The 25,913-nt window shown below is 69.7% G+C and carries 20 protein-coding genes; 10 read left to right on the plus strand and 10 right to left on the minus strand.

Translation table 11 applies throughout. From position 1 onward, the window contains the following. Position 1: 1 nt before the first annotated feature. Entirely contained in the window at positions 2-859 is an 858-nt protein-coding gene (locus E3O60_RS01575) for a class II fructose-bisphosphate aldolase (RefSeq protein WP_088455685.1), read from the minus strand. Positions 860-1,003: 144 nt separating this feature from the next. Between E3O60_RS01575 and E3O60_RS01580 the strand changes: the two genes are divergently transcribed. After that, a complete protein-coding gene (locus E3O60_RS01580; RefSeq protein WP_240632420.1) occupies positions 1,004-2,581 on the plus strand; it encodes a Na+/H+ antiporter in 1,578 nt (525 codons plus the stop codon). A 55-nt stretch (positions 2,582-2,636) separates the two neighbouring features. Here E3O60_RS01580 and E3O60_RS01585 read toward each other — a convergent pair whose 3' ends face one another. Further along, complete coding sequence (locus tag E3O60_RS01585; RefSeq protein ID WP_088455684.1) at positions 2,637-3,761, minus strand: AI-2E family transporter; 1,125 nt, start codon at positions 3,759-3,761, stop codon at positions 2,637-2,639. Between the two features lie 278 nt (positions 3,762-4,039). On the opposite strand from E3O60_RS01585, the gene fdhA reads away from it, so the two are divergent. The 6 genes from fdhA to E3O60_RS01610 all read left to right on the plus strand — a co-directional run bounded on the left by fdhA (position 4,040) and on the right by E3O60_RS01610 (position 8,596). Beyond that, complete coding sequence (fdhA, locus tag E3O60_RS01590) at positions 4,040-5,257, plus strand: formaldehyde dehydrogenase, glutathione-independent (RefSeq protein ID WP_088455683.1); 1,218 nt, start codon at positions 4,040-4,042, stop codon at positions 5,255-5,257. A 137-nt stretch (positions 5,258-5,394) separates the two neighbouring features. Next, a complete protein-coding gene (locus tag E3O60_RS01595; protein ID WP_088455682.1) occupies positions 5,395-6,126 on the plus strand; it encodes a molybdenum cofactor guanylyltransferase in 732 nt (243 codons plus the stop codon). A 2-nt stretch (positions 6,127-6,128) separates the two neighbouring features. Then, positions 6,129-6,254, plus strand: coding sequence for a hypothetical protein (locus E3O60_RS18955; RefSeq protein WP_255416780.1), 126 nt, complete (start codon positions 6,129-6,131; stop codon positions 6,252-6,254). Further along, complete coding sequence (locus tag E3O60_RS01600) at positions 6,254-7,447, plus strand: molybdopterin molybdotransferase MoeA (protein ID WP_088455681.1); 1,194 nt, start codon at positions 6,254-6,256, stop codon at positions 7,445-7,447. Before E3O60_RS18955 ends, E3O60_RS01600 begins: the two co-directional genes overlap by 1 nt. A gap of 129 nt (positions 7,448-7,576) precedes the next feature. Then, positions 7,577-8,179 (plus strand): NADPH-dependent FMN reductase, encoded by a 603-nt coding sequence (locus E3O60_RS01605; protein WP_134496979.1) that lies wholly within the window; start codon positions 7,577-7,579, stop codon positions 8,177-8,179. Positions 8,180-8,281: 102 nt separating this feature from the next. Next, entirely contained in the window at positions 8,282-8,596 is a 315-nt protein-coding gene (locus tag E3O60_RS01610) for a DUF6457 domain-containing protein (protein ID WP_088455679.1), read from the plus strand. Positions 8,597-8,647: 51 nt separating this feature from the next. Here the strand turns inward: E3O60_RS01610 and E3O60_RS01615 are convergent, their stop codons facing one another. The 7 genes from E3O60_RS01615 to nirD all read right to left on the minus strand — a co-directional run bounded on the left by E3O60_RS01615 (position 8,648) and on the right by nirD (position 19,338). Next, a complete protein-coding gene (locus E3O60_RS01615; protein ID WP_134409552.1) occupies positions 8,648-11,026 on the minus strand; it encodes an FdhF/YdeP family oxidoreductase in 2,379 nt (792 codons plus the stop codon). Between the two features lie 426 nt (positions 11,027-11,452). Continuing rightward, positions 11,453-13,228, minus strand: a complete 1,776-nt coding sequence (locus tag E3O60_RS01620) for an FAD-dependent oxidoreductase (protein WP_134496981.1) — start codon at positions 13,226-13,228, stop codon at positions 11,453-11,455. Further along, positions 13,221-15,377, minus strand: coding sequence for a molybdopterin oxidoreductase family protein (locus E3O60_RS01625; protein WP_134496983.1), 2,157 nt, complete (start codon positions 15,375-15,377; stop codon positions 13,221-13,223). Before E3O60_RS01625 ends, E3O60_RS01620 begins: the two co-directional genes overlap by 8 nt. Positions 15,378-15,479: 102 nt before the next feature. Further along, the gene (locus E3O60_RS01630) at positions 15,480-16,898 is read right to left on the minus strand and encodes an MFS transporter (protein WP_134496985.1); all 1,419 of its coding nucleotides are present in this window, start codon (positions 16,896-16,898) and stop codon (positions 15,480-15,482) included. Between the two features lie 229 nt (positions 16,899-17,127). Next, positions 17,128-18,009: a hypothetical protein gene (locus tag E3O60_RS01635; RefSeq protein ID WP_134496987.1), complete on the minus strand. Its 882-nt coding sequence runs from the start codon at positions 18,007-18,009 to the stop codon at positions 17,128-17,130. 70 nt (positions 18,010-18,079) lie between these two features. Further along, positions 18,080-18,889 (minus strand): sirohydrochlorin chelatase, encoded by an 810-nt coding sequence (locus E3O60_RS01640; RefSeq protein WP_103480109.1) that lies wholly within the window; start codon positions 18,887-18,889, stop codon positions 18,080-18,082. Continuing rightward, on the minus strand, positions 18,886-19,338 hold the full coding sequence (gene nirD / locus E3O60_RS01645; RefSeq protein WP_134480634.1) for a nitrite reductase small subunit NirD: 453 nt from the start codon (positions 19,336-19,338) through the stop codon (positions 18,886-18,888). The genes E3O60_RS01640 and nirD overlap by 4 nt, the downstream gene beginning before the upstream one ends. A 251-nt stretch (positions 19,339-19,589) precedes the next feature. On the opposite strand from nirD, the gene nirB reads away from it, so the two are divergent. From nirB to E3O60_RS01660, 3 genes are all read left to right on the plus strand, one after another. Continuing rightward, positions 19,590-22,436 carry a nitrite reductase large subunit NirB gene (nirB, locus tag E3O60_RS01650; protein ID WP_134496989.1) on the plus strand — a complete coding sequence of 949 codons (2,847 nt, stop codon included), beginning with the start codon at positions 19,590-19,592 and terminating at the stop codon, positions 22,434-22,436. Positions 22,437-22,440: 4 nt separating this feature from the next. Further along, positions 22,441-23,541 carry a uroporphyrinogen-III C-methyltransferase gene (gene cobA, locus E3O60_RS01655; protein WP_134409546.1) on the plus strand — a complete coding sequence of 367 codons (1,101 nt, stop codon included), beginning with the start codon at positions 22,441-22,443 and terminating at the stop codon, positions 23,539-23,541. 143 nt (positions 23,542-23,684) lie between these two features. Then, complete coding sequence (locus tag E3O60_RS01660; RefSeq protein WP_240632480.1) at positions 23,685-24,716, plus strand: uroporphyrinogen-III synthase; 1,032 nt, start codon at positions 23,685-23,687, stop codon at positions 24,714-24,716. A 206-nt stretch (positions 24,717-24,922) separates the two neighbouring features. Here the strand turns inward: E3O60_RS01660 and E3O60_RS01665 are convergent, their stop codons facing one another. Further along, positions 24,923-25,801, minus strand: coding sequence for an LLM class flavin-dependent oxidoreductase (locus E3O60_RS01665; RefSeq protein ID WP_088455668.1), 879 nt, complete (start codon positions 25,799-25,801; stop codon positions 24,923-24,925). Positions 25,802-25,913 lie beyond the last annotated feature (112 nt).

The following is a 25,913-nucleotide window of genomic DNA, read 5'->3' on the forward strand; positions in this document are numbered from 1 at the left end:
CTCAGGCCTTCCCCGCGCTGCCGAACTGTTCGGCCAGTCCCCTGGTGAGGTTGACGATGTCGGTGCGCACCTTCGCGAACAGCGACGGTGGGTCCCACTTGTCGCGCGCCTGGGCATCCGTGAGGAAGGAGAGGTTGGATTTCATGTAGGTGATCTTCAGTGCCGTGGAGATATTCACCTTGGCGCAGCCCCGAGCGATGAGGTCGGTGAATTGGGCGTCGGTCATGCCGCTGCCGCCGTGCAGGGCGATCGGGATCGGGTGGGCGGCGACGAGGTCGCTCACCCGCTGGAAGTCGAGCACCGGTTCCCGCTTGTACACCCCGTGCGCGTTGCCGATCGCCGGCGCGAACACGTCCACGCCGGTGGCCTCGAGGAACCTGAGCGACACCGCGAGGCTCTGCCTGGCCGCTTCGGTGTCACTGCCCACACCGTCTTCGACGCCCGTGATGGACTCGATCTCGCCCTCCACGTGAGCGCCGAACGTGCGGGCCTGCCGCACCACCTCGATGGTCTGGCGCTGGTTCTCCTCCACCGGCAGGGTGGAGGCGTCGAACAACACCGAGTTCCAGCCGCGTTCGAGGCACTCGGTGATCACATCCCGGTCCGGGCAGTGGTCCAGGTGCAGCGCGACGGGCACGTCGATGCCGGCGGTCATCGCCGACCACATGGCGAAGAGCACGTCGGATCCGATGGACTTGACGGTCTTCACCGAGGTTTGCACGATCACCGGCGAGCGGGCTTCGACGGCCCCGGCCAGCACCGCCTCCATCGTGAGGTCGTTCACCACGTTGATCGCGGGAACGCCGTATTTCTCGGCGAACGCACGATCGACGATCTCCTTGAGAGTGCTCACGGCCATGTGCGCCTCGCTTCCTCGCGTGTTTGCTGGGGATCGTAGGCGTCAACACACCAACGGGCAATGGCGGACGTGACTGGATGCTGCAGCACCCCCTCGCCGCACAGCCCTCCCGCGGCGGCGCGGCGCTCGCGCATAATTGTCGCTATGGACCCCGTCAGCACCATTGTCTGGATCGTCGTGTTCGTCCTGGTCACCGTCACGGTGACCGGCTTCTCCCGGCGGATCGGCTGGTCGGCGCCCTTCGTCCTGGTGGTCGTCGGCGCGGCCGCGTCGTTCCTGCCGTCGGTGCCACGCATCGAGCTCGAGCCGGAGTTGGTGCTCTACGGGCTGTTGCCCCCGCTGCTGTTCGCGGCGGCCATCCGCACGTCGATCGTGGACGTGCGGGCCCGGCGGGACGGCATCCTGCTGCTGTCGGTGGGCCTGGTGGCCTTCACCGTCGTGACGGTGGGGCTGACCGCGTGGCTGGTGGTGCCGGCGATTTCGCTCGCTGCCGCGTTCGCGTTCGGCGCTGTCGTGGCACCGACGGATGCCGTGGCGATCACGGCCATCGCCGGGCGGCTGGGCCTGCCGCGGCGGGTGGTCACGGTGCTCGAGGGTGAGAGCCTGCTCAACGACGCGACCGCGCTGGTGGCCCTCAACGCGGCGATCGCGGCCATCCTGAGCACTGTGAGCCCGCTCTCGGTGACCGGCGACTTCGTCGTCGCTGTCGTCGGCGGTGTGGGCGTCGGGCTCGCCGTCGGGTTCGTGCTGGCCGTGATCCGTCGGCAGTTGCACGCGCCGGTGCTGGACACCAGCCTGTCGCTGGTGACGCCGTACCTGGCGTTCATCCTCGGCGAGCTGGTGCACGGTTCTGGGGTGCTGGCGGTGGTGATCGCCGGCCTGTTCCTGGGCTACCGCGCGCCGGTGATCCAGTCGGCGGAGGCCCGCATCGCCGAGTCGATCAACTGGCGCACCATCCAGTTCCTGCTGGAGAACGCCGTGTTCCTGTTCATCGGCCTCAACCTGGCGTCGATTCTTGAGGGGGTGCGGCTCACCGGTACGGGGTTCTGGACCACGGTGTGGATCGCTCTGGTGATCCTCGCCGCCCTGCTCGTGTCGCGTTTCGTGTGGATGGCCATCACCACGTCGATCTATCGGTACGGACCGCGGCGGTTGCGGGAGCGCGGTTGGAGCTGGCGCACCGGGGTGGCCGTGTCGTTCGCGGGGATGCGCGGGGTGGTCACTCTCGCGGCGGTCTTCCTACTCCCCCCGGAGACACCCCAGCGCGAACTTCTGCAGCTGCTGGCCTTCGTGGTGGTGGTCGGCACCCTCCTGCAGGGGCTGGCGCTGCCGTGGATCATCCGCCGGTTGCGCCTGCCGCCGCCGGACCGGACCCAGGAGAGGATCGAGGCGCAGATGCTCCTGGCCGAGGCGCAGACCGCCGGCCTGGCCCGGCTCGACACCGAGGTGACCGACGCCGACGAGGACCGGGTGATCGGCCGGTTGCGCACCAACGCCGTGTTCCTCGCGGATGCGCTCGACAACCCGGCTCCGGATGAGGCGGAGCCGCTGCCGGCCGCGTACAACCGGCTGCGGCGGGCCATGATCGAGGCCGAGCGGGAGGCCGTGCTGACCGCCCGGGCGGACGGCCGCTACCAGGAGCCGGCCATCCGCTCTGCGTTGGCCTTCATCGATGTGGAGGAGTCCGCGCTCAAAGCCGGGTCGCCCAAGCACCAGGAATGAGGTGGCGGCGCGCGGAGCACCATCGTGCTCGCGGCCAAACGGCCCGGGCGAGCGGCTAGGCCAGCTTGGCCTGCCCGGTGAGCGCCGGCGGCTCGTTCCAGGTCTTGACGATGGCCCAGCCGACGGCGGCGATGGGCACGGCGAGCACGGCACCGATGATGCCGGCCACGATGGTGCCGGCGGTCAAGGCGACGAGGATCACCAGCGGGTGCAGCTTGAGGGACTGTGCCATCACCACGGGCTGCAGGAAGTTGCCCTCGAGCTGGTTGACGACGATCACGATGCCCACCACGATCAACGCGATGACCCAGTCGGTGGCAACGAGCGCCACGAGAGCGGCCAGGATACCGGCCACTGTCGCACCGATCAGCGGGATGAAGGCCGTGAGGAACACGATGACCGCCAGCGGCAGTGCCAACGGCACCCCGAGCACGGCGAGGCCGATGCCGATCGCGGCGGCATCGACGAAGGCGATGATCGCCGTGCCGCGAACGTACCCGCCGAGCACCCGCACCGAGGTGGTGCCGATGCGGCGACCGCGCTGCAGGCGCTCGCCGCGGAACGGGCGCAGGAAGAACTTCCAGATGACGTCGCCGTCCTTGAGGAAGAAGAACAGGATCACGACGACGAGCACGGCGCCGGTGATGATCTCGGTCGCCACAGACACCCCGGCGAGGGCCCCGGAGCCGAACTGGCTGCTGGTGAGGAAGTCGATGCCCTGGTCGCGGAAGTCCTCGAGCTGGGCGGAGTCGAGGGCCAACGGCCCCTCGGTGAGGTAGGTGAACAGCTGGTCGATGCCGTCAGAGGCGCTCGTCACCAGCTCGCTCCACTGGTTCTCGACGGCGACGACGATCAGGGTCACGATTCCGCCGAACACGACGATGGCGGTCAGCAGGGTGACCCAGGTGGCCAGGATCGGCGACAACCCCCGGCGGCGCAGCCATCCGATGACCGGGCTCAGAGCGGATGCCAGGATGATCGCGATCAGCAGCGGGATCACCACGAGCTTCACCTGCACGAGGATGAAGATCACCACGGCGACGAGCGCCAGAGCGAGCAGGATCTGCCCGCTGCGGAGGCCCAGCCAGCCCAGCTTGTCGGTCAGCAAGGTGCGCAACGTCGTCGGACCGTCGGTTCGGGGCTCGGCCCTGCGGGCGCCGGTGTTGTCGGGAATTCGCATGTGACCACCCTAAACAAGGTTCCCCGACATAGCCCGGTAAAACGCGCGAGTTTGTGCACAGCCACAGGCGGATTTTGGGATTCGACACCCACACGATACACACGTTTTGCTCCACCGACACCCTTGAAATTCCCAGTGTGGTGGAGTGCCATGGAGGGTGTTCCGGCGCCCTGTGTTGCTGAGAGCGAACCACCGAGGAACACCACTGAGGATGCCGCGCCACAAGCGCGAACCGACCGGTTCAGGTGTCACGACAGGTATCAAGGAGGATACAAATAATGGCAGGAAACAGAGCAGTTGCTTACGAAGGTCCGGGCAAGGTCGACGTTATCGACATCGACTACCCCACCTTCGAGCTGAAGGACGGACCCGGCGTCAACCCGGCGAACATCGGCCGCCAGGTTCAGCACGGTGTCATCCTGAGAACCATCACCACCAACATCTGTGGCTCCGACCAGCACATGGTGCGCGGACGCACCACGGCTCCGATGGGTCTGGTCCTCGGCCACGAGATCACGGGCGAGGTAGTCGAAGTCGGCCGGGACGTCGAGTTCATCAAGGTCGGCGACATCGTGTCGGTCCCGTTCAATATCTCCTGCGGTCGCTGTCGCAACTGCAAGGAACGCAAGACCGGTGTCTGCCTGAACGTGAACCCGGACCGTCCGGGTAGTGCGTACGGGTATGTCGACATGGGTGGCTGGGTCGGCGGGCAGTCGCAGTACGTGCTGGTCCCGTACGCGGACTGGAACCTGTTGAAGTTCCCCGACCGGGAGCAGGCGCTGGAGAAGATCCTCGACCTCACCATGCTGTCGGACATCTTCCCGACCGGGTTCCACGGTGCCTTCACCGCCGGCATCGGCGTGGGCTCAACGGCCTACATCGCCGGCGCTGGACCGGTAGGACTCGCCGCGGCAGTCTCGGCGCAGCTGCTGGGTGCCGCCGTGGTGATCGTGGGTGACCTCAACCCCGAGCGCCTCGCACAGGCCCGCAGCTTCGGCTGTGAGACCGTTGACCTCACCAAGGGTGAGCCGCAGGATCAGATCGAACAGATCCTGGGGGTGCCGGAGGTGGATGCGGCGGTCGACGCCGTCGGATTCGAAGCGCACGGACACGGCAAGGATGCCGGAACTGAGAAGCCGGCAACCGTGCTGAACTCGCTGATGAGCATCACTGCGGCCGGCGGTGCGCTCGGTATTCCGGGGCTTTACGTCACGGGCGACCCGGGAGCTGCGACGGAAGCAGCCAAGGTGGGTTCGTTGTCGCTGAGCCTGGGTACCGGCTGGGCCAAGTCGCTGTCGTTCACCACCGGGCAGTGCCCGGTGATGAAGTACAACCGGCAGCTGATGATGGCGATCCTGCACGACCGCGTGCAGATCGCCAAGGCCGTGCACGCACAGCCGATCAGCCTCGAGGATGCCCCGCGCGGGTATGCCGAGTTCGATGCGGGTGCGGCGACGAAGTACGTGCTCAACCCGAACGGCTATCTCAAGGACTGAGATCTCAGACCTGACTGGCCTGTAGGCAGCATCCGGGACCGGGCCGCAGCACGCGGCCAGGTCCCGGCGTGTTGTGCCGGGCGCGGGTAGCCTGATCTGGTCGCGTACCTGCGGCTCCGAGCGCAAGGACCGCCCCGATGCCCCGCCATGACACCCCCACCACGCCCTCCGAGGCTGAGCGGACGGACGGCTCCGGCCTGGGTTGGGACGCGATCATCGTCGCCGGCGGCAGGGCCAGGCGGCTCGGCGGCATCGACAAGACCGCCTTGGTCTGGCGAGGCCGCAGCCTGCTCGACGGAGTGTTGGCCGCGACCACCGGCTGTCGGCGCACCTGCGTGGTCGGATCAGACGCTGACCTCCCCGCCGATGTGCTGCGCGCCGTCGAGCAGCCGCGCTGGGGCGGTCCGGCCGCCGCGATGGTGGCAGGCCTCGAGGCACTGGCCCGCGACTCCGGCGGCGCCTCCGCGGGCACGGGTTCCGCGGGCACAGGTTCTGCGGAGTGGATTGTGGTGCTCGCTGGCGACCTCGTGCACGCTGACGACGCCGTGCCGTACCTGCTGGCCGAACTCGACAGGCTCTTGACCGCCCCGCCGGCCCACGCCGCGCAGACCGACGCCGTGGCGCACCGATCCATCGACGGCCTGATCAGCGTCGATGCCGCCGGCCGGCGCCAACCGCTGCTCGCCGTCTACCGGCGTGCGGCCCTGGCCTCCTCCGCGCTGCTGCGTCCGGCCGACAACCTCTCGGTGATGGGCCTGATCGGCCCACTCAACCTGGTGGAACTGCGCCTCCCCGACGCCCTGGCCGAGGACGTCGACACCCCGGCCGACGCGGCCAGGCTCGGCATCGTCCTTCCTAATACTGGCTAGCCTTGACTCAGGCGACACTGTCGTCGACCATCCTCGAGGAGCCCGTCATGCCCATGATCCACACCGGCCGATCGGTCCGAATCGGTTCACGCGACACCGGCAACCTGGCCCGCGGCGTGGTCCTCTGATGGAGTGGCTGGAGGCCAGGGCCGCCGTGCACAGGGCCGGCGCGGAGATGCCCCGCGCCACCGAGATGGTGGCGCTCCCGGACGCCGTCGGGCGCACCCTTGCCGGCGCGGTGCACTCGCTGACCGCCCTGCCGAGCTTCGCGTCCTCGGCCATGGACGGCTGGGCCGTCAGCGGCGACGAACCGTGGATTCTGGGCGAACCGATCCTGGCGGGTGACCCTCCGCCGACGAGGGTCCTCGCGGCCGGGACCGCGCGGCCCATCGCCACAGGCGCCTGCGTGCCCGCCGGCACCCACGGCATCCTGCGCACGGAAAACGGTGAGCTGGTGCCGGGGTCTGCGGCCGGCACCGTGCCCACGCTCATCCGCTCGGCGCACACCGGTGCACACGAGCCGGCACGCGGCGAGCATGTGCGCGCCCGCGGTGAGGAATGCGGACTCGACGAACGGATGCTCGAGCCCGGCTGCCTGCTCACGGTTCCCAGGGTCGCTCTCGCTGCGGTGACGGGCCACGACACCCTCACCGTGACCACACAGCCGACCGTGGAGCTGCTGCTGCTCGGCACCGAGGTGATCGAGTCCGGCATCCCCGGTCCCGGGCAGGTGCGGGACGCGTACTCCCCAGAGTTTCCGGCCCTGCTCAGCGGACTGGGTGTGCGGCTGAGTGCACTGCGGCGGCTGCCCGACGACCTCGACCTGACCATCGACGCCATCCGATCGAGCACCGCGGCACTGGTGATCAGCACCGGAGGCAGCGCCCGCGGCCCGGCCGACCACCTGCGCGCCGCACTCAGCGCACTCGGGGCCACAGTGCTCATCGACGGCGTGCGGATGCGCCCCGGCCACCCCGTGATGCTCGCCCGCCTCGCCGACGGCCGCCTGATGCTCTGCCTGCCCGGCAATCCGCTGGCCGCGATGCTCGTGCTGGCCAGCCTGGGCGTACCGCTGATCGACGGGATGCTCGGCCGCCCGCTGGTGCCGCTGGGCCGAGTGACCCTCGCGCACGACATCGCCAACCTCAGCGGGTCGACTCGGCTGGTGGCGTACCGGCTCACGGACGACGGCGCGGTGCCGACGGCGCGTCAGGGTTCCGGCATGTTGCGCGGACTCGCTGAGGCCGACGGTGTGGCCGTGGTGCCGGCCGGCGGTGCGTGCTCCCCCGAGCCCGTCGCCACGATTCCGCTGCCCTGGTAGCCGGAGTGCTGACCCTGTCGGTGACCGGGTCGGAGTGCTAAACCGGAAGGGATCGACAGATATGGAGGCCGTGGGTCCGCTGCGTGAACTTCGGATGCCCTGTCGACAGATTCGGGAAAGAAGTCAGACATGGCGACCTACACAATCGGCTACTTAGTTGGCAGCCTGAGCAGCACGTCCATCAACCGCACCCTGTCCACGGCGCTGATCGCTCTCGCCCCTGAGGAGCTTGAATTCACCGAGATCACGATCGGGAACCTGCCCCTGTACAACCCGGACTTCGACGCGGACTTCCCGCCGGCCGGCCGGACCCTCAAGGCGGCCATCGACTCGTCGGACGGGATCCTCTTCGTCTCCCCGGAATACAATCGCTCGATCCCCGGCGCTCTGAAGAACGCGATCGACTGGGGGTCCAGGCCGTGGGGCACCAATTCCTTCGCACGCAAGCCCACCGGCATCATCGGCGCGTCCCCTGGCGGCATCGGAACCGCGGTCATGCAGTCGTCGATGCGGAGCGTCTTGAGCTTCCTCGATGCGCCTCAGCTGAATTCGCCCGAGGCTTACATCAGCTTCGACGCTGCCGTCTATGGTCCCAACGGCGAGGTCACCGACGAGTCCACCCGGTCATTCCTTCGCCACTATATGGAGGAGTATTCGGCTTTTGTGCAACGGGTGCTCACCGCGAACGCGCCTGGACACATCGGTGACGAGGACCCGAACTCCAGAAAATGACGCAGACAGTCCCGGGGGAAGCCCGAACGATTGCCGCGCCGCCGCTGAGATGCTATTCCTGAAGCGCACGTTCCGTGCCGTACCCGGCCAGAAGGAGACCCCATGAACGCCCCCGAAAACGACACCGGCCGGCTGGACGACCTGAGTCAACGGCTGACCCAGGCACTGCAGATTCTGGACCTGAAGGTCGACTACCCGCTGCTACTCGACCTGGCCGCCGAGACCACCCGCGCCGTAGGCCCTGCCGGCGGACCGATCAGCACCTTCCTGGTGGGATACGCGGCCGGCATGACGAGCACCTCGAGCAAACAGGCCACCACCGACGCCGTCGAGCGCGCCGTTGGAGTAGCCAGGCAGGCCACCCGGAAGAGCGGTGACGGCGGCATCGACGACGGGTGGGCGAACACCGCCCAGTAGTCGTCAGTCCAGTAGCCGTCAGTCCAGAGCCGTCAGCACAGGCGCCCTCCCCTACATGGTCGGCACCGCCTCGACGGTGCGCGCCGGCTCCACCCGCACGATCACCGCCTTCGAAACCGGCGTATTGCTGCCCTCCGCCACATGGTCGAGAGGCACAAGCACGTTCGCCTCCGGGTAGTACGCCGCCGCACAGCCCCGTGCGGTGGGGTATGACACGGCCCGGAACCCGCGCAGCACCCTCTCGACGCCGTCGTCGTACACGCCATGAACATCCACCATCTGCTCATCGTCGAGGCCGAGTTCGACAAGGTCGTTGGGGTTGATGAACACCACGTGACGGCCCTTCTTGATGCCGCGATACCTGTCGTCGTGCCCGTAGATGGTGGTGTTGAACTGGTCATGCGATCGCAGGCTCTGCAGGATCAGGGTGCCGACGGGCCGGTCCAGGTACTCGAGGTCGTTGACGGTGAGCATGGCCTTGCCGGTGGGGGTGGGGAAGGTGCGGGAATCGCGTGGCCCGTTCGGCAGCAGGAAGCCGCCGTCCTGCCGGATCTTGGCGTTGTAGTCGTCGCAGCCGGCGACGACGTGGGAGATGTGCTCCCGGACGAGGTCGTAGTCACGCTCGAATCCCACCCAGTCCACGCCCACCTTGGTGCCCAGCACCGCCCGGGCCAGGCGGCTCACGATGGCGACCTCCGACAGCAGGTTCGGTGCGACCGGGCGCACCTTGCCCCAGGACGGATGCACGGCGCAGACGGTGTCCTCCACCGACACGAACTGCTCCCCCGTGGCCTGCCGGTCGATCTCGGTGCGCCCCTTGGTCGGCAGGATCAGCGCCTCGTCGCCGACCACGGCATGCGACCGGTTCAGTTTGGTGGAGACCTGCACCGTCATCTCGGCACCGCGCATCGCGGCCTCGGCGGCCCCGGTATCGCTGATCGCGCCGACCAGGTTGCCGCCGAGAGCCATGAAGACCTTAACCCGGCCGTCCCGCAGTCCCCTGATGGTCTCGACCGAGTCCATCCCGTGCTCCCGGGGCGGATCGAAGCCGAACTCCCGTTCGATGGCGTCGAGGAACGCCGGCGGCATCTGCTCCCAGATGCCCATGGTGCGGTCGCCCTGCACGTTGCTGTGCCCGCGGATCGGCGATGCACCCGCGCCGGGCTTGCCGATGTTGCCGCGCAGCAGCAGCAGGTTGATGATCTCCTTGATCGTGGCGACGCCCTTTTTGTGCTGGGTGAGCCCCATCGCCCAGGTGATGATCACCTTTTCGGCCCGAAGGTACCGGGCGGCGAGCTCGTCGATGTCGGCGGTTTGCAGGCCGGTGGCGGCCAGCACGGCCTTCTCGTCGACCTGGGCGAGGTGCGCGGTGAGTTCCTCCAGCCCCTGGCAGTGCTCGCGCAGGAACTCGTGGTCGAGCACGGTGCCCGGGTTCGCGGCCTCCGCGGCGAGCACCCGCTTGGACACCGCCTGTAACAGGGCCATGTCGCCGCCGAGCCGCACCTGCACAAATTGGTCGGCCATTTCGGTGCCGTGCCCGATGATGCCCTTCACCTTCTGCGGGTTCTTGTACCGTCTGAGCCCGGCCTCCGGCATCGGATTGACCGCGACGATCTCGGCGCCGTTCTCCTTCGCCTCCTCCAGGGCGGTCAGCATCCGGGGATGGTTGGTGCCCGGATTCTGGCCCATCACGATGATCAGGTCGGCCTTGCCGAAGTCGTCATAGGTGATGGTTGCCTTGCCGATGCCGATGGTTTGCCCCATCGCCCAGCCGGACGACTCGTGGCACATGTTGGAGCAGTCGGGCAGGTTGTTGGTGCCGAAGGCGCGCACAAAGAGTTGGTAGGCGAACGCGGCCTCGTTCGAGGTGCGGCCGCTGGTGTAGAAGGCGGCCTGATCCGGCGAGTCCAGCCCGTTGAGCTTCTCGGCGAGCAGTCTGAACGCCTCGGCCCAGCTCAGCGGCCGGTAGTGGTCGTCGCCGGCGGCCTTGTAGACCGGTTCGGTCAGCCGCCCCTGCATGCCCAGCCAGTATTCCGAGCGGTCACGCAGGTCGCTGACCGGATGCTCGGCCCAGAATTCGCTCCCGATGGTGACGGGAGTCGCCTCCCAGGTGACGGCCTTGGCGCCGTTCTCGCAGAACTCGAAGGTCTTGCGGTGGGTGGGGTCAGGCCAGGCGCAGCTCATGCAGTCGAAGCCGTCTTTTTGGTTCATCGCCAGCAGGGTCTTGCGGCTGCGGCTGACGCCCATGCCCGCCAGCGCCGGGATGGTGGAGTGCAGCACTCCGGGCACGCCCGCCGCCCAGGACTTGGGCGAACCGACCTCGAGGGCGGACTCCCCCGCCTCGTCGGCGTCGTCGAGGTGGACCGGGCTCTTCTCGCGCGCCTGGTTGGCCCCAAACGGTGGGTTCGTGGTCACTTTTTTGGGCGTCATCCTGGGCATCCCTTTCGCCGGCCGGGATCAGCCGGCACTGTCGCGCCGGAGCCCGGAAACACTGGACTTACCCCCTCAGGGCTATCAGCATCCGGCGCTCACGGCAAGGACCCGGCAACGTTCAGGGCACACTCTGGGCGGCGAAGCGCTCGAGCCCGCAACGCCGAGTTCCGCCAAAACGCTCCTTCGGGCGCATGGGACCCCCAGCCCACCCGAGTTGCCACTTCGGGCCCTCTCCGCAAGCCCGAAGGGGCGCCAACTGCCATCTCGCCTGCAGCGCGCCCCGCGACTTGCCAGTTCACGCCCTCTCCGCTGCGCTGCAGGGGCCTCAAGTGGCAAGTCATCGCAGGGCCCTGCGCCGAGATATCGCACCCTCCTCCCTTTTGGCGCCGACGGGCTGCTTTCCGGCACGTCGGCGCTGCGGGCTCAGCCGACGATCTGCGCCGCGAAGCGCTCGAGCACCTCGCCGATGCGGCCCTTGCAGCCGCCGCAGCCGGTCCCCGCGCGGGTGGCCGTGCCGATGCAGGCCACGGTGGTGTTGCCGGCCTGCGCCGAGGTGGTGATCGCCTCCACCGTGACACCGTTGCACCAACAGACCGTGGACTCCGGCGCGAAGGCGTCGCCCGCGGACGCGGGGTCGTAGTCGGGACCATCGAACCGCAGCAGCACAGACCGATCGGCGGGCAGCTCACTGCCGCGCTCGAACAACAGGGTGAGCTCGGCACCGGTACGGGGCATGCCCACACAGACGAAGCCGGTGAGGATGCCGCCGCGAGTGACCATTTTCACGTAGCGGCCGTGCTCGGGGTCGGCCCACTGCGCGACGGCCAGGGGCGCCGGATCGGACGAGCATCCGTGCGTGTGCGCGGTGCCGCCGTATCCGGCGTCGTCGCACCTGGCATCGACGTCGAACGGGTCGGCCGCGGTATCACCGGCGGCGACCACGTCGATGCCCTCGGCCTTGAGCATCACGACGGATGCGCCCGGTCCGGCCGCAAGCGCCGGTGCCGGTTCAGCGGTCACGGCGGCAGCTAGCACGGCCGGCCGGCCCGCTGCGACACCCGCCCTGATCTCGGCGCTGAACCGGGCCGCGAGGCTGTCGGCCTGCCGCCAGCCCGGCCCGATCAGACCGGACGGCCCACCGGCCGGTGCCATCCTGGCGCCGTTCCACGCTGCACCGGAGTCGGCATCGGCCGGACGGCCAGCCACATGAGCGCAGTCCCCGATGGCGTGGATCGCCGCATCCGCCCAGCTTCGCAGCGACTCGTCGACCAGGATGCCGGTGGATACGGGCAGCCCGGCCAGGTGGGCGAGTTCGGTGCGGGCACCCACACCGCAGGAAAGCAGCAGCAGGTCGCCGCTGATCTGCTTGCCGTCGGCGCAGATGAGGGCTTCGAAGCGTTCCACGCCGTCGTCGTCGTGGTGAAACAACACGCTCTCGGCGCGGGCGTGGTTGACCATGGTGACGCCCGCCCGGCGGGCGCTCCGGGTGAGCACCGAGCCGCCGCCGCGGTCGAGGTTGCGGTTCATCGGAATCTCGCCGTGAAAGACCACGCAGACCTCGGCGCCGGCGGCCGCGGCCGCGAGCGCGATCTCCATGCCGAGCACTCCGGCACCGAGCACCACGATGCGCTGACCGGCCTGCACGGCGGCCAGCACGGTGGCGGCGTCGGCGAGGTCGCGGAGCGCGCTGACACCGCAGGGCAGCGGCGCGCCGGCCCAATCCAGTGCAGCGGCGCCGAGGCCGCCGGCATCCGCACCGGGTTTTATCAGGCCGCGCCGCACCCGCTTGACGCCGTCCAGGGTGGGCACATTCGCGCGCGCCCCGGTGGCCAGCACCAGCCTGTCGTACGGCACTGAGCTGCCGTCGCCGAGCGTGACCGTACGGATGGTGCGCTTCACTTCGGTCACCGTGGTGCCGGTGAGGATGCGCGCGCCGGCAGCCAGGGCCCGGCTTCCGTCGGTGAGGTCGAGGGTGTCCCGGTCGGTGCGACCCACGGCGTAATCGGCCAGGAGCACCCGGTTGTAGGCGTGCACCTCTTCGGCTCCGACGACGGTGAGCTCGGCCAGACCGGCCTCGACGAGCGGCAGGAGCTCGTCGACGAACCGGGCGCCGACCGGGCCGTAGCCCACGACGACGATGCGTTCGGGGGCGGCCGGGCCGGGGGAACCGGGCAGCTCGGCAGAAGTGTGGTCAGGCATCCGCCATCGCCCTCTCGTGGTCGGGAGCCGACAGGCCGGGCGCATCGATTGCCCGTACCCGCACGGCGGTGCGTTTGAACTCGGGCATGCCGGAGACCGGGTCGGTGGCGCCGGCGGTGAGCAGGTTGGCGCGCTGGTCGGCGGGAAAGTGGAAGGGCAGGAACACAGTGTCAGGCCGGATGTCGGCGCTCAGCTGCGCGCGGCACCGCACGATGCCACGCTCGTTGGCCAGCTCGACCCAACCGCCGTCGATCAGACCCAGGCTCGCGGCGGTGGCCGGGTGCACCTGCATCCGGGCCTCGGGCTGGGCCTCCGACAGCTCGGCCACCCGGCGGGTCTGCGCACCGGATTGGTAGTGCTCGAGCAGCCGGCCGGTGATCAGGGTGAGCGCACCCCGCGTCTGGGCCGGCGCCGCCACGGCGCGCGGGGTCACGGCGACGATGCGCGCGCGGCCGTCGTCGTGAACGAACCGCTCGAGGAAGAGCCGCGGGGTGCCGCCGGAGCCGGCCGGGTAGGGCCAGTACGCGGGCTCCCCCGTGTCGAGCAGGGCGTAGCCGAGGCCTGAGTAGTCGGCGATGCCGCCCTCGGTGGCCCGGCAGAGTTCGTCGAAGACCTCGCCGGGTTCGGCGCTGTACACGCCGGGGGCGTCCAGGCGCCGGGCGAGCTCCTGGAAGATCCACAGTTCGCTGCGCACCCCGGCCGGCGGGTCGATCGCACGTTGGCGGCGGAGAATCCGGCCCTCGAGCGAGGTCATGGTGCCCTCCTCCTCGGCCCACTGGGTGACCGGCAGCACTACGTCGGCCAGGGCGGCGGTCTCGGAGAAGAAGAAGTCGCTGACCACCAGGAAGTCGAGAGCCGCCAGGCCCTGGCGCACCCTGTCGGCGTCGGGCGCGGAGACCACGACGTTGGCACCGTGCACGAGCAGGGTGCGGATGCCGCCGGGTTGGCCGAGCGCGTTCAACAGTTCGACGGCGGGGATGCCCGCACCCGGGATCTGCTTGGGCGTCACACCCCAGACCCCGGCGACGTGGGCGCGGGCGGCGGGGTCGGTGATCTTGCGGTAGCCGGGCAGCTGGTCGCACTTCTGGCCGTGCTCCCGGCCGCCCTGCCCGTTGCCCTGGCCGGTGAGGGTTCCGTAGCCGGAGTGCGTCGTGCCGACGAGGCCGAGCACCAGCGCGAGGTTGATCGCGGCGGTGGCGGTGTCGGTACCGTCGACGTGCTGCTCGACGCCCCGGCCGGTGAGGATGTAGGTGCCCTTTCCGGCGGCGAGCCGACGGGCGAGGCCCTGCAGCTGCCAGACCGGAACACCGGTGTGTTCCTGCACCCGCTGCGGGTACCAGCCGGCGACACTGAAGCGCAACTGGTCGAGGCCGGTGGTGCGCCGTGCGAGGTAGTCGGTGTCGGCGAGACGTTCGGCGAGGACCAGGTGGGTGAGCCCGAGCAGCAGCACCAGGTCGGTGCCGGGGGCCGGCTGCACGTGCATGCCGGCGCCGTCGTCGGTGAGCCGGGCGGTGGCGGTGCGGCGCGGGTCCACGACGATGAGACCGCCGGCCTGCCGGGCACCATCGAGGTGGCCGATGAACGGCGGCATGGTCTGCGCCACATTGGAGCCGAGCATCAGGATGGTGTCGGCCGCGTCGAGGTCCTCCACCCGGAACGGCAGGCCCCGGTCGAGGCCGAAGGCGCGGTTGCCGGCCGCCGCGGCGCTGGACATGCAGAACCGGCCGTTGTAATCGATTCGGGAGGAACCGAGCGCCAGCCGGGTGAACTTGCCCAGCTGGTAGGCCTTCTCGTTGGTCAGGCCCCCGCCTCCGAAGACGCCCACGGAGTCGGCGCCGTGCTCGGCCCGGCTCGTGCGGAGCTTCTCGGCAACAAGGTCGAGCGCCTCGGTCCAGGAGACCGGGGCGAAGCTGCCGTCGGACGCACGGAGCATGGGCTGCCGGATGCGGTCGGCCGAGCCGAGCAGGTCGGCCGCGGTCCAGCCCTTTTTGCAGAGGCCACCGCGGTTGGTGGGGAAGGCCCGGCCGGCGATGGTGACCGGCAGTCCGATCGCATCCGCGGGCCGGGCGGGGGTGCTGGCGGGCGAGGGTGTGAGCGTCATCGCGCACTGCAGTGCGCAGTACGGGCAGTGCGTGTCGACGGGGGTCACGGAGGTGCCTTTCGTGTTGGTACGGGTTCGCGAGAGCGGCCGTTCGGTTGCTTCGGTCGTGCTGAAGCAACCGAACGACCGCTTTCGCGGATGCTGCGGGAGCTAGATGCGGTGTCCGGCCACGGAGGAGTTGCGGCGGAGGTAGATGAACGCGGTGACGGCCATCATCACCAGGTAGGCGCCGGCGAAGGCGTAGATCGCGCTGGAGTAGTCACCCGTGGAGGTCTTCGAGAAGCCGAGCACCTGCGGGATGACGAACCCGCCGTAGGCCCCGATCGCGGAGATCAGGCCGAGCGCGGCCGCGGTCTTCCGCTGCGTGCCGACATCGCCGGAGTCCTTGTGCGCATCCGCGACCCCGCTCCTGGCGGCGAAGACGCTGGGGATCATGCGGTAGGTGGAGCCGTTGCCGACCCCGGTGGCCACGAAGATCAGCAGGAAGGTGACCAGGAAGAGCCAGAAGTTACCGAGTGGCAGTACCAGGTTCACCAGCACCGCCCCGGCGGCCATCACGCCGAAGGCGAAGACGGTGACCAGGGCGCCGCCGAACCGGTCCGCGAGGCGGCCGCCGAACGGTCGGGCCAGGGAGCCGGTGAGCGCGCCGAGAAAGGCGAGCGAGAGTGACGCGGAGACGACCTGGAAGGAGGAGTAGTCGGGGAACTGGTCGGCGATCAGCTTGGGGAAGACGCTCGCGAAGCCGATGAACGAGCCGAAGGTGCCGATGTAGAGGAACGCCATGATCCACAGGTGCGGTTCCTTCACCGCGGCGATCGAGCCGGCGAAGTCGGCCTTGGCGTTGGAGAGGTTGTCCATGTACTTCCAGGCGCCGAACATGGCGAGCAGGATGAACGGCACCCAGAAGAACCCCGCCAGCGGCAGGTTGAGCGTGCCGAGGGCGCCGAGGGTGATCACGATCGGAACGATCAACTGAGCCACAGCGGCACCGAGGTTGCCGCCGGCGGCGTTGAGGCCGAGTGCGTAACCCTTCTGGCTCTGCGGGTAGAAGTAGGTGATGTTCGACATCGAGCTGGCGAAGTTGCCGCCGCCGAGCCCGGCGAGCGCTGCGATGAGAAGCATGACCGGGAACGGGGTGTCCGGGTTGCCCACAGCGAAGCCCAGGGCGATCGACGGGATGAGGAGCAGGCCCGCGGAGATGATGGTCCAGTTGCGGCCGCCGAACTTGGGCACCAGGAAGGTGTACGGAAACCGCATGGTGGCCCCCACGAGCGTGGGGATGGAGATGAGCCAGAAGATCTGGCCGGTGTCGAAGGTGAAGCCCGCGTTCGGCAGCTGCACCACCACGATGCTCCAGAGCTGCCAGATGACGAAGCCGAGGAATTCGGCGAAGATCGACCATTTAAGGTTGCGGGAGGCGATGGCCTTGCCCCCATTGGCCCACTGCTGGGGGTTCTCGGCGTTCCAGTTGTCGATCCACCGGCCCGGGCGGTGCACCAGTTCGGCGGATGCGGCGGGGGCGGTGAACGTGGCGGGCGGGGCTGTCGCGGTGCCGGTCGTCGGGGTCATCAGGTTCTCCTCGCGAGAAATGGTGCGCTGTGAGTACGTGTCGCCGACGTTACGCAGGCCGTGTTTCCGGCAGCGGATGCCGCAGTTACCGTTCGATCACCGTGTACTCACACCCGCAACGGGCCGCTGATAGGCCTCCGTCACATGACCGACACAAAGCCAGGCGGGACCGGGTATCCCGGTCGGTCCCGGCCTCACATCCTCCTCCGGCGCTCGCCGGAACGCGGGCCTACTCGGAGCCGTCCGCGGCGCGGAGGGCCTGCACTCGGTGCAGCATCTGGCGCATCTCGTTGCTGGGCTGTGACGTGGCCCGATCGGCCTCCGGGAACAAGACCTGAATGTCGGGTCCCACCTCGGTTTGCACCGCAGCGGCAAGGTCGTGCCCGTCGATCAGGTAACCCAGAGTCGGCTCCGTCACCGCGATCCAGCGTTCGTTCCAGTCGGCCAGTCGGCCGACGAGCGGCCCGGACAGGCCCAGCACCGCAGGTTCAAGCCTGTCGTCGACCAGGTCGAGGAGAGGCGACCGGTTCCGCAGCGGGAGGCCGCCGTCCCGCGGCTCGAGGAGAATCCGCGTCGGTGTACGGCCGGGCGTCCACACCCACGCCGCAACATCGACGGTGCGGGTCATAGCTCTGAACTCGGCGTCGGGCATCGCCCACATCTGCTCCACGATTGACGATCGCGGGGGCGCCGGGCTGAACGTCTGACCGTCCCCGCCGACGGCGTGCCAGGCCGCGGCAGGCGGGGTGGCGGTCTGGGAAGCACGGGAGGTCTGGGGAGCACGGGAGCGCTCCGCGTCCGCGTCCAGGTAGAGAACGACGACGGCTGATCCGAACTCTTGTTGGAGCTCCGCGGCAAGGAGGTGTCCGTCGACGACAAAAGCGAGGTGCTCGGCCGGCGACGGCCACTCCTGTTGGTTCTGCCCCAACAGCAGCTCGTATCGCGAGTTCCAGCCGACCAGACGGTTCTCCAGGTCGTCGGACAGGCCGAGGACACCGCGAGGCAATGGACCGCCCCACGCGTCGGGCGACGGGGAGCGGTCCCACAACGGGAGCCCGGCGCAGTACTCGGCCATCAGCATCACTCTGGTCGGATAGGCATCGAGGTTCATGCCTCGACCCTACTGACAGAGGCGTACCGACACCGGCGTACCGACACCGGCGTACCGGTACCGGCTCGCGTCAGTCGGTGCGGCCGCGGCTGAACGACCAGGGCAGACCGGCCAGGGCCAGCTCGAGTCGAGCGCTGGAGGAGTAGAGGTCGATGACGACGTCCACCAGCTCGCGCGGCGGTGCCTCGCCGTCCACCAGCAGCGGGCGGCTCACCACATCCGCGCCGCACCGTTCGGCCAAGCCGGCGAAGTAGCCGGGGGCCAGCAGGTAGGTGGCCACCACGACCCGCACCGGTGCTGCGGCGCGGGCGGCGAGCACGGCTGCGGCGAGGCGGGGCTGGGCGGCAGAGATGAACCCGACGGTCACCGGGCGGCCGAGCACGGCGGCGAGGCGGTCGCCCATGGCGTGGCAGTCGGCGACCGCGTCGGCATCGGTGGATCCGGCCGCGGCCAGCACCACGGTGTCGTCGGGCCTGAGGCCGACCTCGTGCAAGCGGTCGGCCAGGATGCGGGCCAGCCGCCAGTCGGGGCCGAGTGCCCCGGTGACCCGGACGGGTTGCCCGGCGTCGTCGGCGGCCTCGGCCAGGTCGACGCGCACGTGGTAGCCGGCCGAGAGCAGCAGGGGAACGATCACGACGGGGCGGTCGGCTCCATCGGCGGGGCCTGAGTCGGTAGGGCCGGTGTCGCTGGGGCAGGACTCGGCGGCGATGGCGCGGAGGCAGCTGGGCACATCCGGGCTCTGCACATCGACGTAACCGCCCCGCACGGTGAGGTGCGGCGCCGCGGCGGCCACGGCGTCGACCAGGGCCAGGACGGCCCGCTGACCGGCCGGGTCGCTGGTGCCGTGCGAGGTCGCGAGCAACACCGGGGCGGTCGTCATGCTGCGGCGAATTCCACGGTGTCGGACAGCTCGGTCTCGGCCCGCTCGCCGGCCCGGCCGTGCGCGCTGCCCGGCACCTGGATCTGCACGGTGCCGTGATCGACGCGCACCGGGAAGGTGGGCAGGGCGTAGTCGGCAGAGGTGAAGCACTCCCCGGTTTCGAGGTCATAAACCTGCTTGTGCAGTGGGGAGGCCAGGGTGGGCCGGTCCCCGCGCGACCCGACGATGCCGCGGCTCATCACGCAGGAGCCCGTGGCGGGGTCCTGGTTGGATACTGCGAACAGGTGGCCGTCGGGCAGCAGCACCAGGGCCACCTGCACGCCGTCGATCAGCGCTGCCTCGGCCCACAGCGGTTCGAGTCGGTCGAGTTCGCACACGCTGGTCCAGTCCGCGGAGCCAGCAGAGTCGTGGCCAGCAGAGTCGTGCGGGTGGGTGGGCGTTGTGTGCACGGGGTCCTCCAGTGGTTCTGCGGGCGAATGACACGGTCTGGGTCACGGCGACGTCGGTGCGGCCTGGCATCCACGGTAGGCAGACCTCGTGTCGGTCATCGTGCGGGGCCGTGACGATCGCGTAACGAAGACCTCTCACGCTGCCCGAAACGACGTGAGGACCCCGTCACACTCCGTTACCCGGGCGACACGGTCGGGAAATCGCCGAAATTTAGGCTGACGGAACAGCTCACCACTCGGAAAGGCACTCCATGGACCACGTCACCCCCGCAGCGGCCGACGCCGCCGCAGACGTCCCCGGCACGCCCCGACGCGTCGTGGTGATCGGCGGCGGCCCCGCCGCGCACCGGTTCACCGAGGCGATGGCCGCCCGCGCCACCGCATCCGGCAACACCGGGACCGTCGAGCACACCGTGACTGTATTCGGCGAGGAACCGCACCTGCCCTACGACAGGGTGGCGCTGTCCCGCCGCCTGGTCGACTCCGAAGACCTCACCCTCGGCGACACCGCCCTGTGGGACGCCGCCTTGATCAGTTACCGCGGCGGCAGCAGCGTCGTCGGCCTCGACACCGCGGCACAGGCGATCACCCTCGCCGACGGTGAACGGGTGCGGTACGACGACCTCGTCTTCGCCACCGGCTCCGCCGCCACCGTGCCGCCCATCCCCGGCGCCGAGGCCGGTCATGTGTACCGCACCATCGAAGACGTCGATTTCCTCGTCGGCGAGATCGGCCGGCTGCGCGAGCGCCTGGGGCGCCCGGCCAATGTCGTCGTCGTCGGCGGCGGACTGCTCGGCCTGGAAGCCGCCGGCGGTCTCGCCAGGCTCGGCGCCGCATCCACCCTGGTGCACTCGGGTGACTGGCTGATGTCGGCGCAACTCGACGAGGGCGCCGGCCAGGCGCTCGGCCGACTGATCGGCGCGCAGGGCATCGCCCTGGCGCTCGGCACCCGGCCCACCGAGATCCTGCGCTCCCCCACCGGCCGGGTCCTCGGTGTCTCGCTCACCAACGGCAGCCAGCTGCACGCCGACCTCGTGGTCTTCTCCATCGGCATCACCCCGCGCGACGAACTCGCCAGGGCCGCGGGTCTGGAGCTCGGTCCGCGCGGCGGCATCGTCATCGGCGACGACTGCCGCACCTCGGTAGCCGGGATCTGGGCCATCGGCGAGGTCGCCAGCATCGACGGCGTCTGCGTGGGACTGGTCGCCCCGGCCAACGCCATGGCCGAGGTCACCGCCGATCGGCTGCACGGCGGCGAAGCCGTCTTCCCCGGCATCGACGATGCCACCAAGCTCAAGCTCTCCGGGGTGGAGGTCGCCAGCTTCGGTGACGCCCTCGGCCGCACCGAACACTGTCTCGAGGTGGTCTACGCCGACCCGGCCCGCGGCCTGTACCAAAAGATCGTGGTCACCGGAGACGCCAAGACCCTGCTCGGCGGCATCTTCGTCGGCGACGCCTCGCCGTACACCTCGCTCCGGCCCCTGTTGGGCCGCGAACTGCCCGCGGAGCCCGGCGCCTACCTCTCCGCCGCCGGCGCCGAACCGCCCGCGAACAGCGACCTGCCCGACGATGTGCAGCTCTGCTCCTGCAACAACGTGTCGGTCGGCGCGGTGCGCGAAGCCGTCCGCGGCGACCACGGCGAGGCCTGCACCGAACTAGGCCCGCTCAAGGCCTGCACCCGTGCCGGCACCCAGTGCGGCTCCTGCGTCCCCCTGGTCAAGAAGATCCTCGAGACCGAGCTGCGCAAGGCCGGCGTCGAAGTGTCCAAGGCCCTCTGCGAGCACATCGCGTTCAGCCGCAGCGAACTGTTCGAGAGTGTGCGCATCCTGCAGCTCACCTCGTTCGACGACATCATGGAGCGCTTCGGTACCGGCCTCGGCTGCGACATCTGCAAGCCGACCATCGCGTCGATCCTGGCCACCCAGACCAACGGCTATGTGCTGGATGCCGGCCGTGGCGGCCTGCAGGACACGAATGACCGCGCCCTGGCCAACATGCAGAAGGACGGCACATACTCGGTGGTGCCGCGCATCCCGGGCGGGGAGATCACCCCGGCCAAGCTCAAGGTGATCGCCGAGGTCGCCGAGCAGTACAACCTCTATACGAAGATCACCGGCGGGCAGCGGATTGACCTGTTCGGTGCCCGTCTCGAGCAGCTGCCCGAGATCTGGACGATCCTGGTGGACGCCGGTTTCGAATCCGGTCAGGCCTACGGCAAGTCGTTGCGCACCGTGAAGAGCTGCGTGGGCAGCACCTGGTGCCGGTTCGGCGTGCAGGACTCGGTATCGATGGCCATCCAGTTGGAGCTGCGCTACCGGGGGCTGCGGTCGCCGCACAAATTCAAGCTCGGCGTCTCCGGCTGCGCCCGTGAGTGCGCCGAGGCCCGCGGTAAGGACATCGGCATCATCGCCACGGATGTGGGTTGGAACCTGTACGTGGGCGGCAACGGCGGCTTCCAGCCGGCGCACGCACAACTGCTCGCCCAGGACCTCGACGACGACACCCTGATCGCCTACATCGACAGGTACCTGATGTACTACATCCGCACCGGCGACAGGCTGCAGCGCACCGCGCGGTGGCAGGAGGAGTTGCCCGGTGGGCTCGAGCATGTGCGCGATGTTGTCGTGAACGACAGCCTGGGCCTGGCCGCCGAACTGGAACTGGCCATGGCCGCGCACGTGGGCAGCTACGAGGACGAATGGGCGGCGACCCTGAAGGATCCGGAGAGGCTCCGCCGGTTCCGCTCGTTCGTGAACGCGCCCACCACGCCGGACCCGGCGATCGTGCAGGTGCTCGAGCGCGGCCAGCCGCGCCCGGCCTGGCCCGGCGAGCGCGCGGCGCTGGCGGAGGCGTCACCGACGGATGCGGGTCAGACCAGCACTGTACAGAGCGGCACGGTGCAGACCGGCGCTGACTTCTTCGGTGTCAGCGTCAACGAGCCCGACGACACCGCCCCGGCCACCGGGCCGGTGCTGCTCTCCGGCGCCCGGATCCCCCTGCGGCCGGCCGACCGGAACGACACCGACCTGCCTCCAACCGGGCGGAACGACTCCGGGCGACACACAACCGCTCACACCGCTCCAGTAGACGGAGAATAGTGCCATGCCGAATCCAACCCTCGACATCGGTCTGAACGTGACCGGTCGCCGCGTGCTCATCATCGGCGGGAGCCGCCCCGCCCGCCGGGTCATCGCCCGGTACCGCGCTGCGGGCGCCGTGCTCTACCTCGCGGCAGACACCTACGAGGTGCCCAACCCTCTCGTGCGCGCCGTGGCCTGGCCGCATTCGCCGCGCGGCTGGCGCGACCTGGTCTCCGCCGTTGACCTCGTCGTGGCCGTCGACCTGCCCGCGCACGACGAGCCGCTGCTCGTCGCCGCCTGCGCCGAGAAATCGGTCTGGCTCACCCGGGAGGCGGCCGCCCCGGTGTCCAGGCCCGGGCACGTCACCCTCGTCGGCGGCGGTCCCGGCGACGACGACCTGCTCACCGTCGCCGCGCTCACCGCGCTCCGCGGCGCCGACATCGTCTACTACGACAGGCTCGGTCCGCACGACAGGCTCGACGAGTGGGCGCCCGGAGCCGAACTGGTGAACGTGGGCAAACATCCGGGCCACCACGCCGTACCGCAGGCCGAGATCGAGCAGTTGCTCGTGACCAGCGCCCGCGCCGGCCTCACCGTCGTGCGCCTCAAGGGCGGCGACCCTTTCGTGTTCGGCCGTGGCGGTGAAGAAATGGCCGCCTGCCGGGCCGCCGGAGTTCCGGTCACCGTGATCTCCGGGGTCACCAGCGCCATCTCCGTGCCGGCGCTGGCGGGCATCCCGGTCACCCACCGCGACGTCTCCCGCCTGTTCACGGTGCTCAGCGGTCACCTGCCGCTCAGCGAGGAGGAGCTGGCCCACCTGGTGGGCCTGGGCGGCACCATCGTGGTGCTGATGGGCGTGGGTACCCTGCCGCACCTGGCCAGCGGCCTGGCCCGGCACGGCATGCGCGCCGACATGCCCATCGCCATCATCGAGCGCGGCTTCTCCGCGCACCAGCGCACCACCGTTGCCGACATCGAAACCGTGGTGAGGGTCGCCGGCGAGGTCGGCGCCCGCTCCCCCGCCGTGCTCGTGATCGGCGAGGTCGTGCGGCTGGCCCAGTGCGACGACGCCGCGGCCGTTGAAGTGCTCGCAAACGCCGCTACACTCTCAGGCCAGAGGTAACCCTGCCTGACACGTCAACCACCAGAACCATCGGAGACACAGTTAACGACATCGGAACAGAAGCGGGGCTGCCCGGCTTCCGACCGGACCAGCTCGAGGGCTTCCGCATCGGAGTCACGTCCGACCGCCGGAGTGAGGACCTCATCGCCGCGTTCGAACGACGCGGCGCCGATGTTCTGCATGCCCCGGCGATCCGCATCGCTGCCGCGGCCGACGACTCGCAGATCACCGCCGACACCGCGGCGATCATCGCCGGCCGGCCGGACATCCTGCTGGCGACCACGTCGTACGGCATCCGTCGCTGGCTCGAAGCAGCGGATGCGGCCGGGCTCGGCCACGACCTCACCGAGACCCTCGAGAACAGCCGCATCCTCGTGCGCGGCCCCAAGGCTCGCGGCGCCATCCGCGCCGCCAACCTTGACGACTCCGGCATGAGCGACGAGGAAACCACCAGCTCGCTCGTGGACAAGGTGCTCGGCGAGGGCGCGGCCGGGTTGACGGTGGCCGTGCAGCTGCACGGGTTCACCGACGAGTCCCAGATCCAGCGGCTGCTCGACGCCGGTGCCACGGTGCTCACCGTCGCGCCATACCGGTGGTTGCTGCCCGACGACTCCAGCCGGGTGCTCAAACTCATCGACGCGGTCTGCACCGGCTCGCTTGACGCCGTCACGTTCACCAGCGCACCCGCTGTCGAGGCGCTCTTCGGCGCGGCGGATGGCGTCGGCCGGCTCGAAGCTCTGCAGGAGGCCCTGCGCGGACCTGTCGTGGCCGCCGCGGTCGGGCATGTCACCGCCGCACCCCTGCTCGCGGCCGGCATCACCCCGATCGTGCCGGAACGGTTCCGCATGGGAGCGCTGATCAAGCTGGTCTGCGATTACCTCGCCGACGAACGGGTTCTGCGCCTGGACAGCCGGCACGGTCCGGTGGAACTGCGCGGACGGCGGGTGTCTGTCGCCGGCGCATCCGCCCTGCTGCCGCCGACGTCGCTCACCCTTCTGCGCGCCCTGCTCGCCGCACGGGGGTCGGTACTCTCCCGCGCCGATCTGACGGCCGCGCTGCCCGAAATCCAGGACGACCACGCCGTCGATGTGGCCATCAGCCGGCTGCGCCAGTCCCTGCCGGCGCCGGCGCTGGTCGCCACGGTGATCAAACGCGGCTACCGCATCGACGTGTAGCGGACGCTTCGCGCTCGCTCAGCAGGAGGCCACTCGAGTTGCCAGTTGAGGCCCTTCTGCCAGGGCACCTTTCGGCGATTCGACGAAACGTGCTGCGCCGACGTGCGCCAAAGTGCCCCTTCGCCCGCCCCGAAGCGGCGTAGTGCGGCAACTCGGCGGGCCCGACCCGCTGCGAGGGGGTGACGAGTGGGGTGTGTCAGTTGCAGCTAGGTGAGGCGGGCGGCGACCTCGTCGAGGACCGACTCCGAGCCGGCGTAGATGCCGTCGGGCCGGGGCCAGTGACTGATCACGTCGGTGAAGCCGAGCTCGCCGGCCCGGCCGACGGCGTCATCGAAGGCACCGACACTCTCCAGCGAGTACGCCCCGCCGCTGTCGAGCGAGAGGTAGCGGTCCAGAGAGCCCGGCGCCCGGTCCGCCGCGGCGAGGGTGTCTTCCAGCCGGTGGACCAGCGCCGCCACCGCGCTCCACCATTCCTCGCCCACGGCACCGTCGGCGCCCGTGGTCACCCAGCCCGCACCGTGTTCGGCGACGAGCTTGAGGCCCTTCGGCCCGTTGGCGGCGATCACGAACGGAACCCGGGGCTGCTGCGCCGGCCGGCCCACCATACGGGCGTCCACCGCGGTGAACCAGTCGCCCGCGAAGTCGAAACCGCCCGCTCCCGGCTTCTCGTGGCGCAGCAGCAGGTCGAGGTCGGTGACGAACTCGGCGAACCTCTCGTGCCGCTGACGCGGGGTGTATGTCGGTTGCCCGAGCACGAAGGCGTCGAAGCCCGTTCCGCCCGATCCCAGCCCGAGCAGCATCCGCCCGCCGGAGATGTCGTCGACCGTGGCGACCTCCTTGGCGAACGGCACCGGATGCCGAAAGTTCGGTGAGGCGACGAAGGTGCCCAACCGGATCCGGTCGGTGACCGCCGCCGCGGCCGCCAGGGTGGGGATGGTGGCCTGCCACGGCTGATCGGCGAGGCTGCGCCAGGACAGGTGGTCGTAGGTCCAGGCGTGATCGAAACCGTACTGCTCGGCGCCCTGCCATTTCCGGCGGGCCTCGGGCCAGTCGAACTGGGGCAGGATGACGATTCCGTGGCGCATACCGGCAGTCTACAAACCGACCGGGCAGCCGGGCGGCCGGAGTCCCCGCATCCGCCTGCCCCGCGCCGGGGCGACCAGAGGGTGCTATGACTGGTGCGTCGGCGCCGCGCCG

The sequence above is a fragment of the Cryobacterium sp. TMB1-7 genome, assembly GCF_004402435.1.
GTDB classification, from domain to species: Bacteria; Actinomycetota; Actinomycetes; order Actinomycetales; family Microbacteriaceae; genus Cryobacterium; species Cryobacterium zongtaii.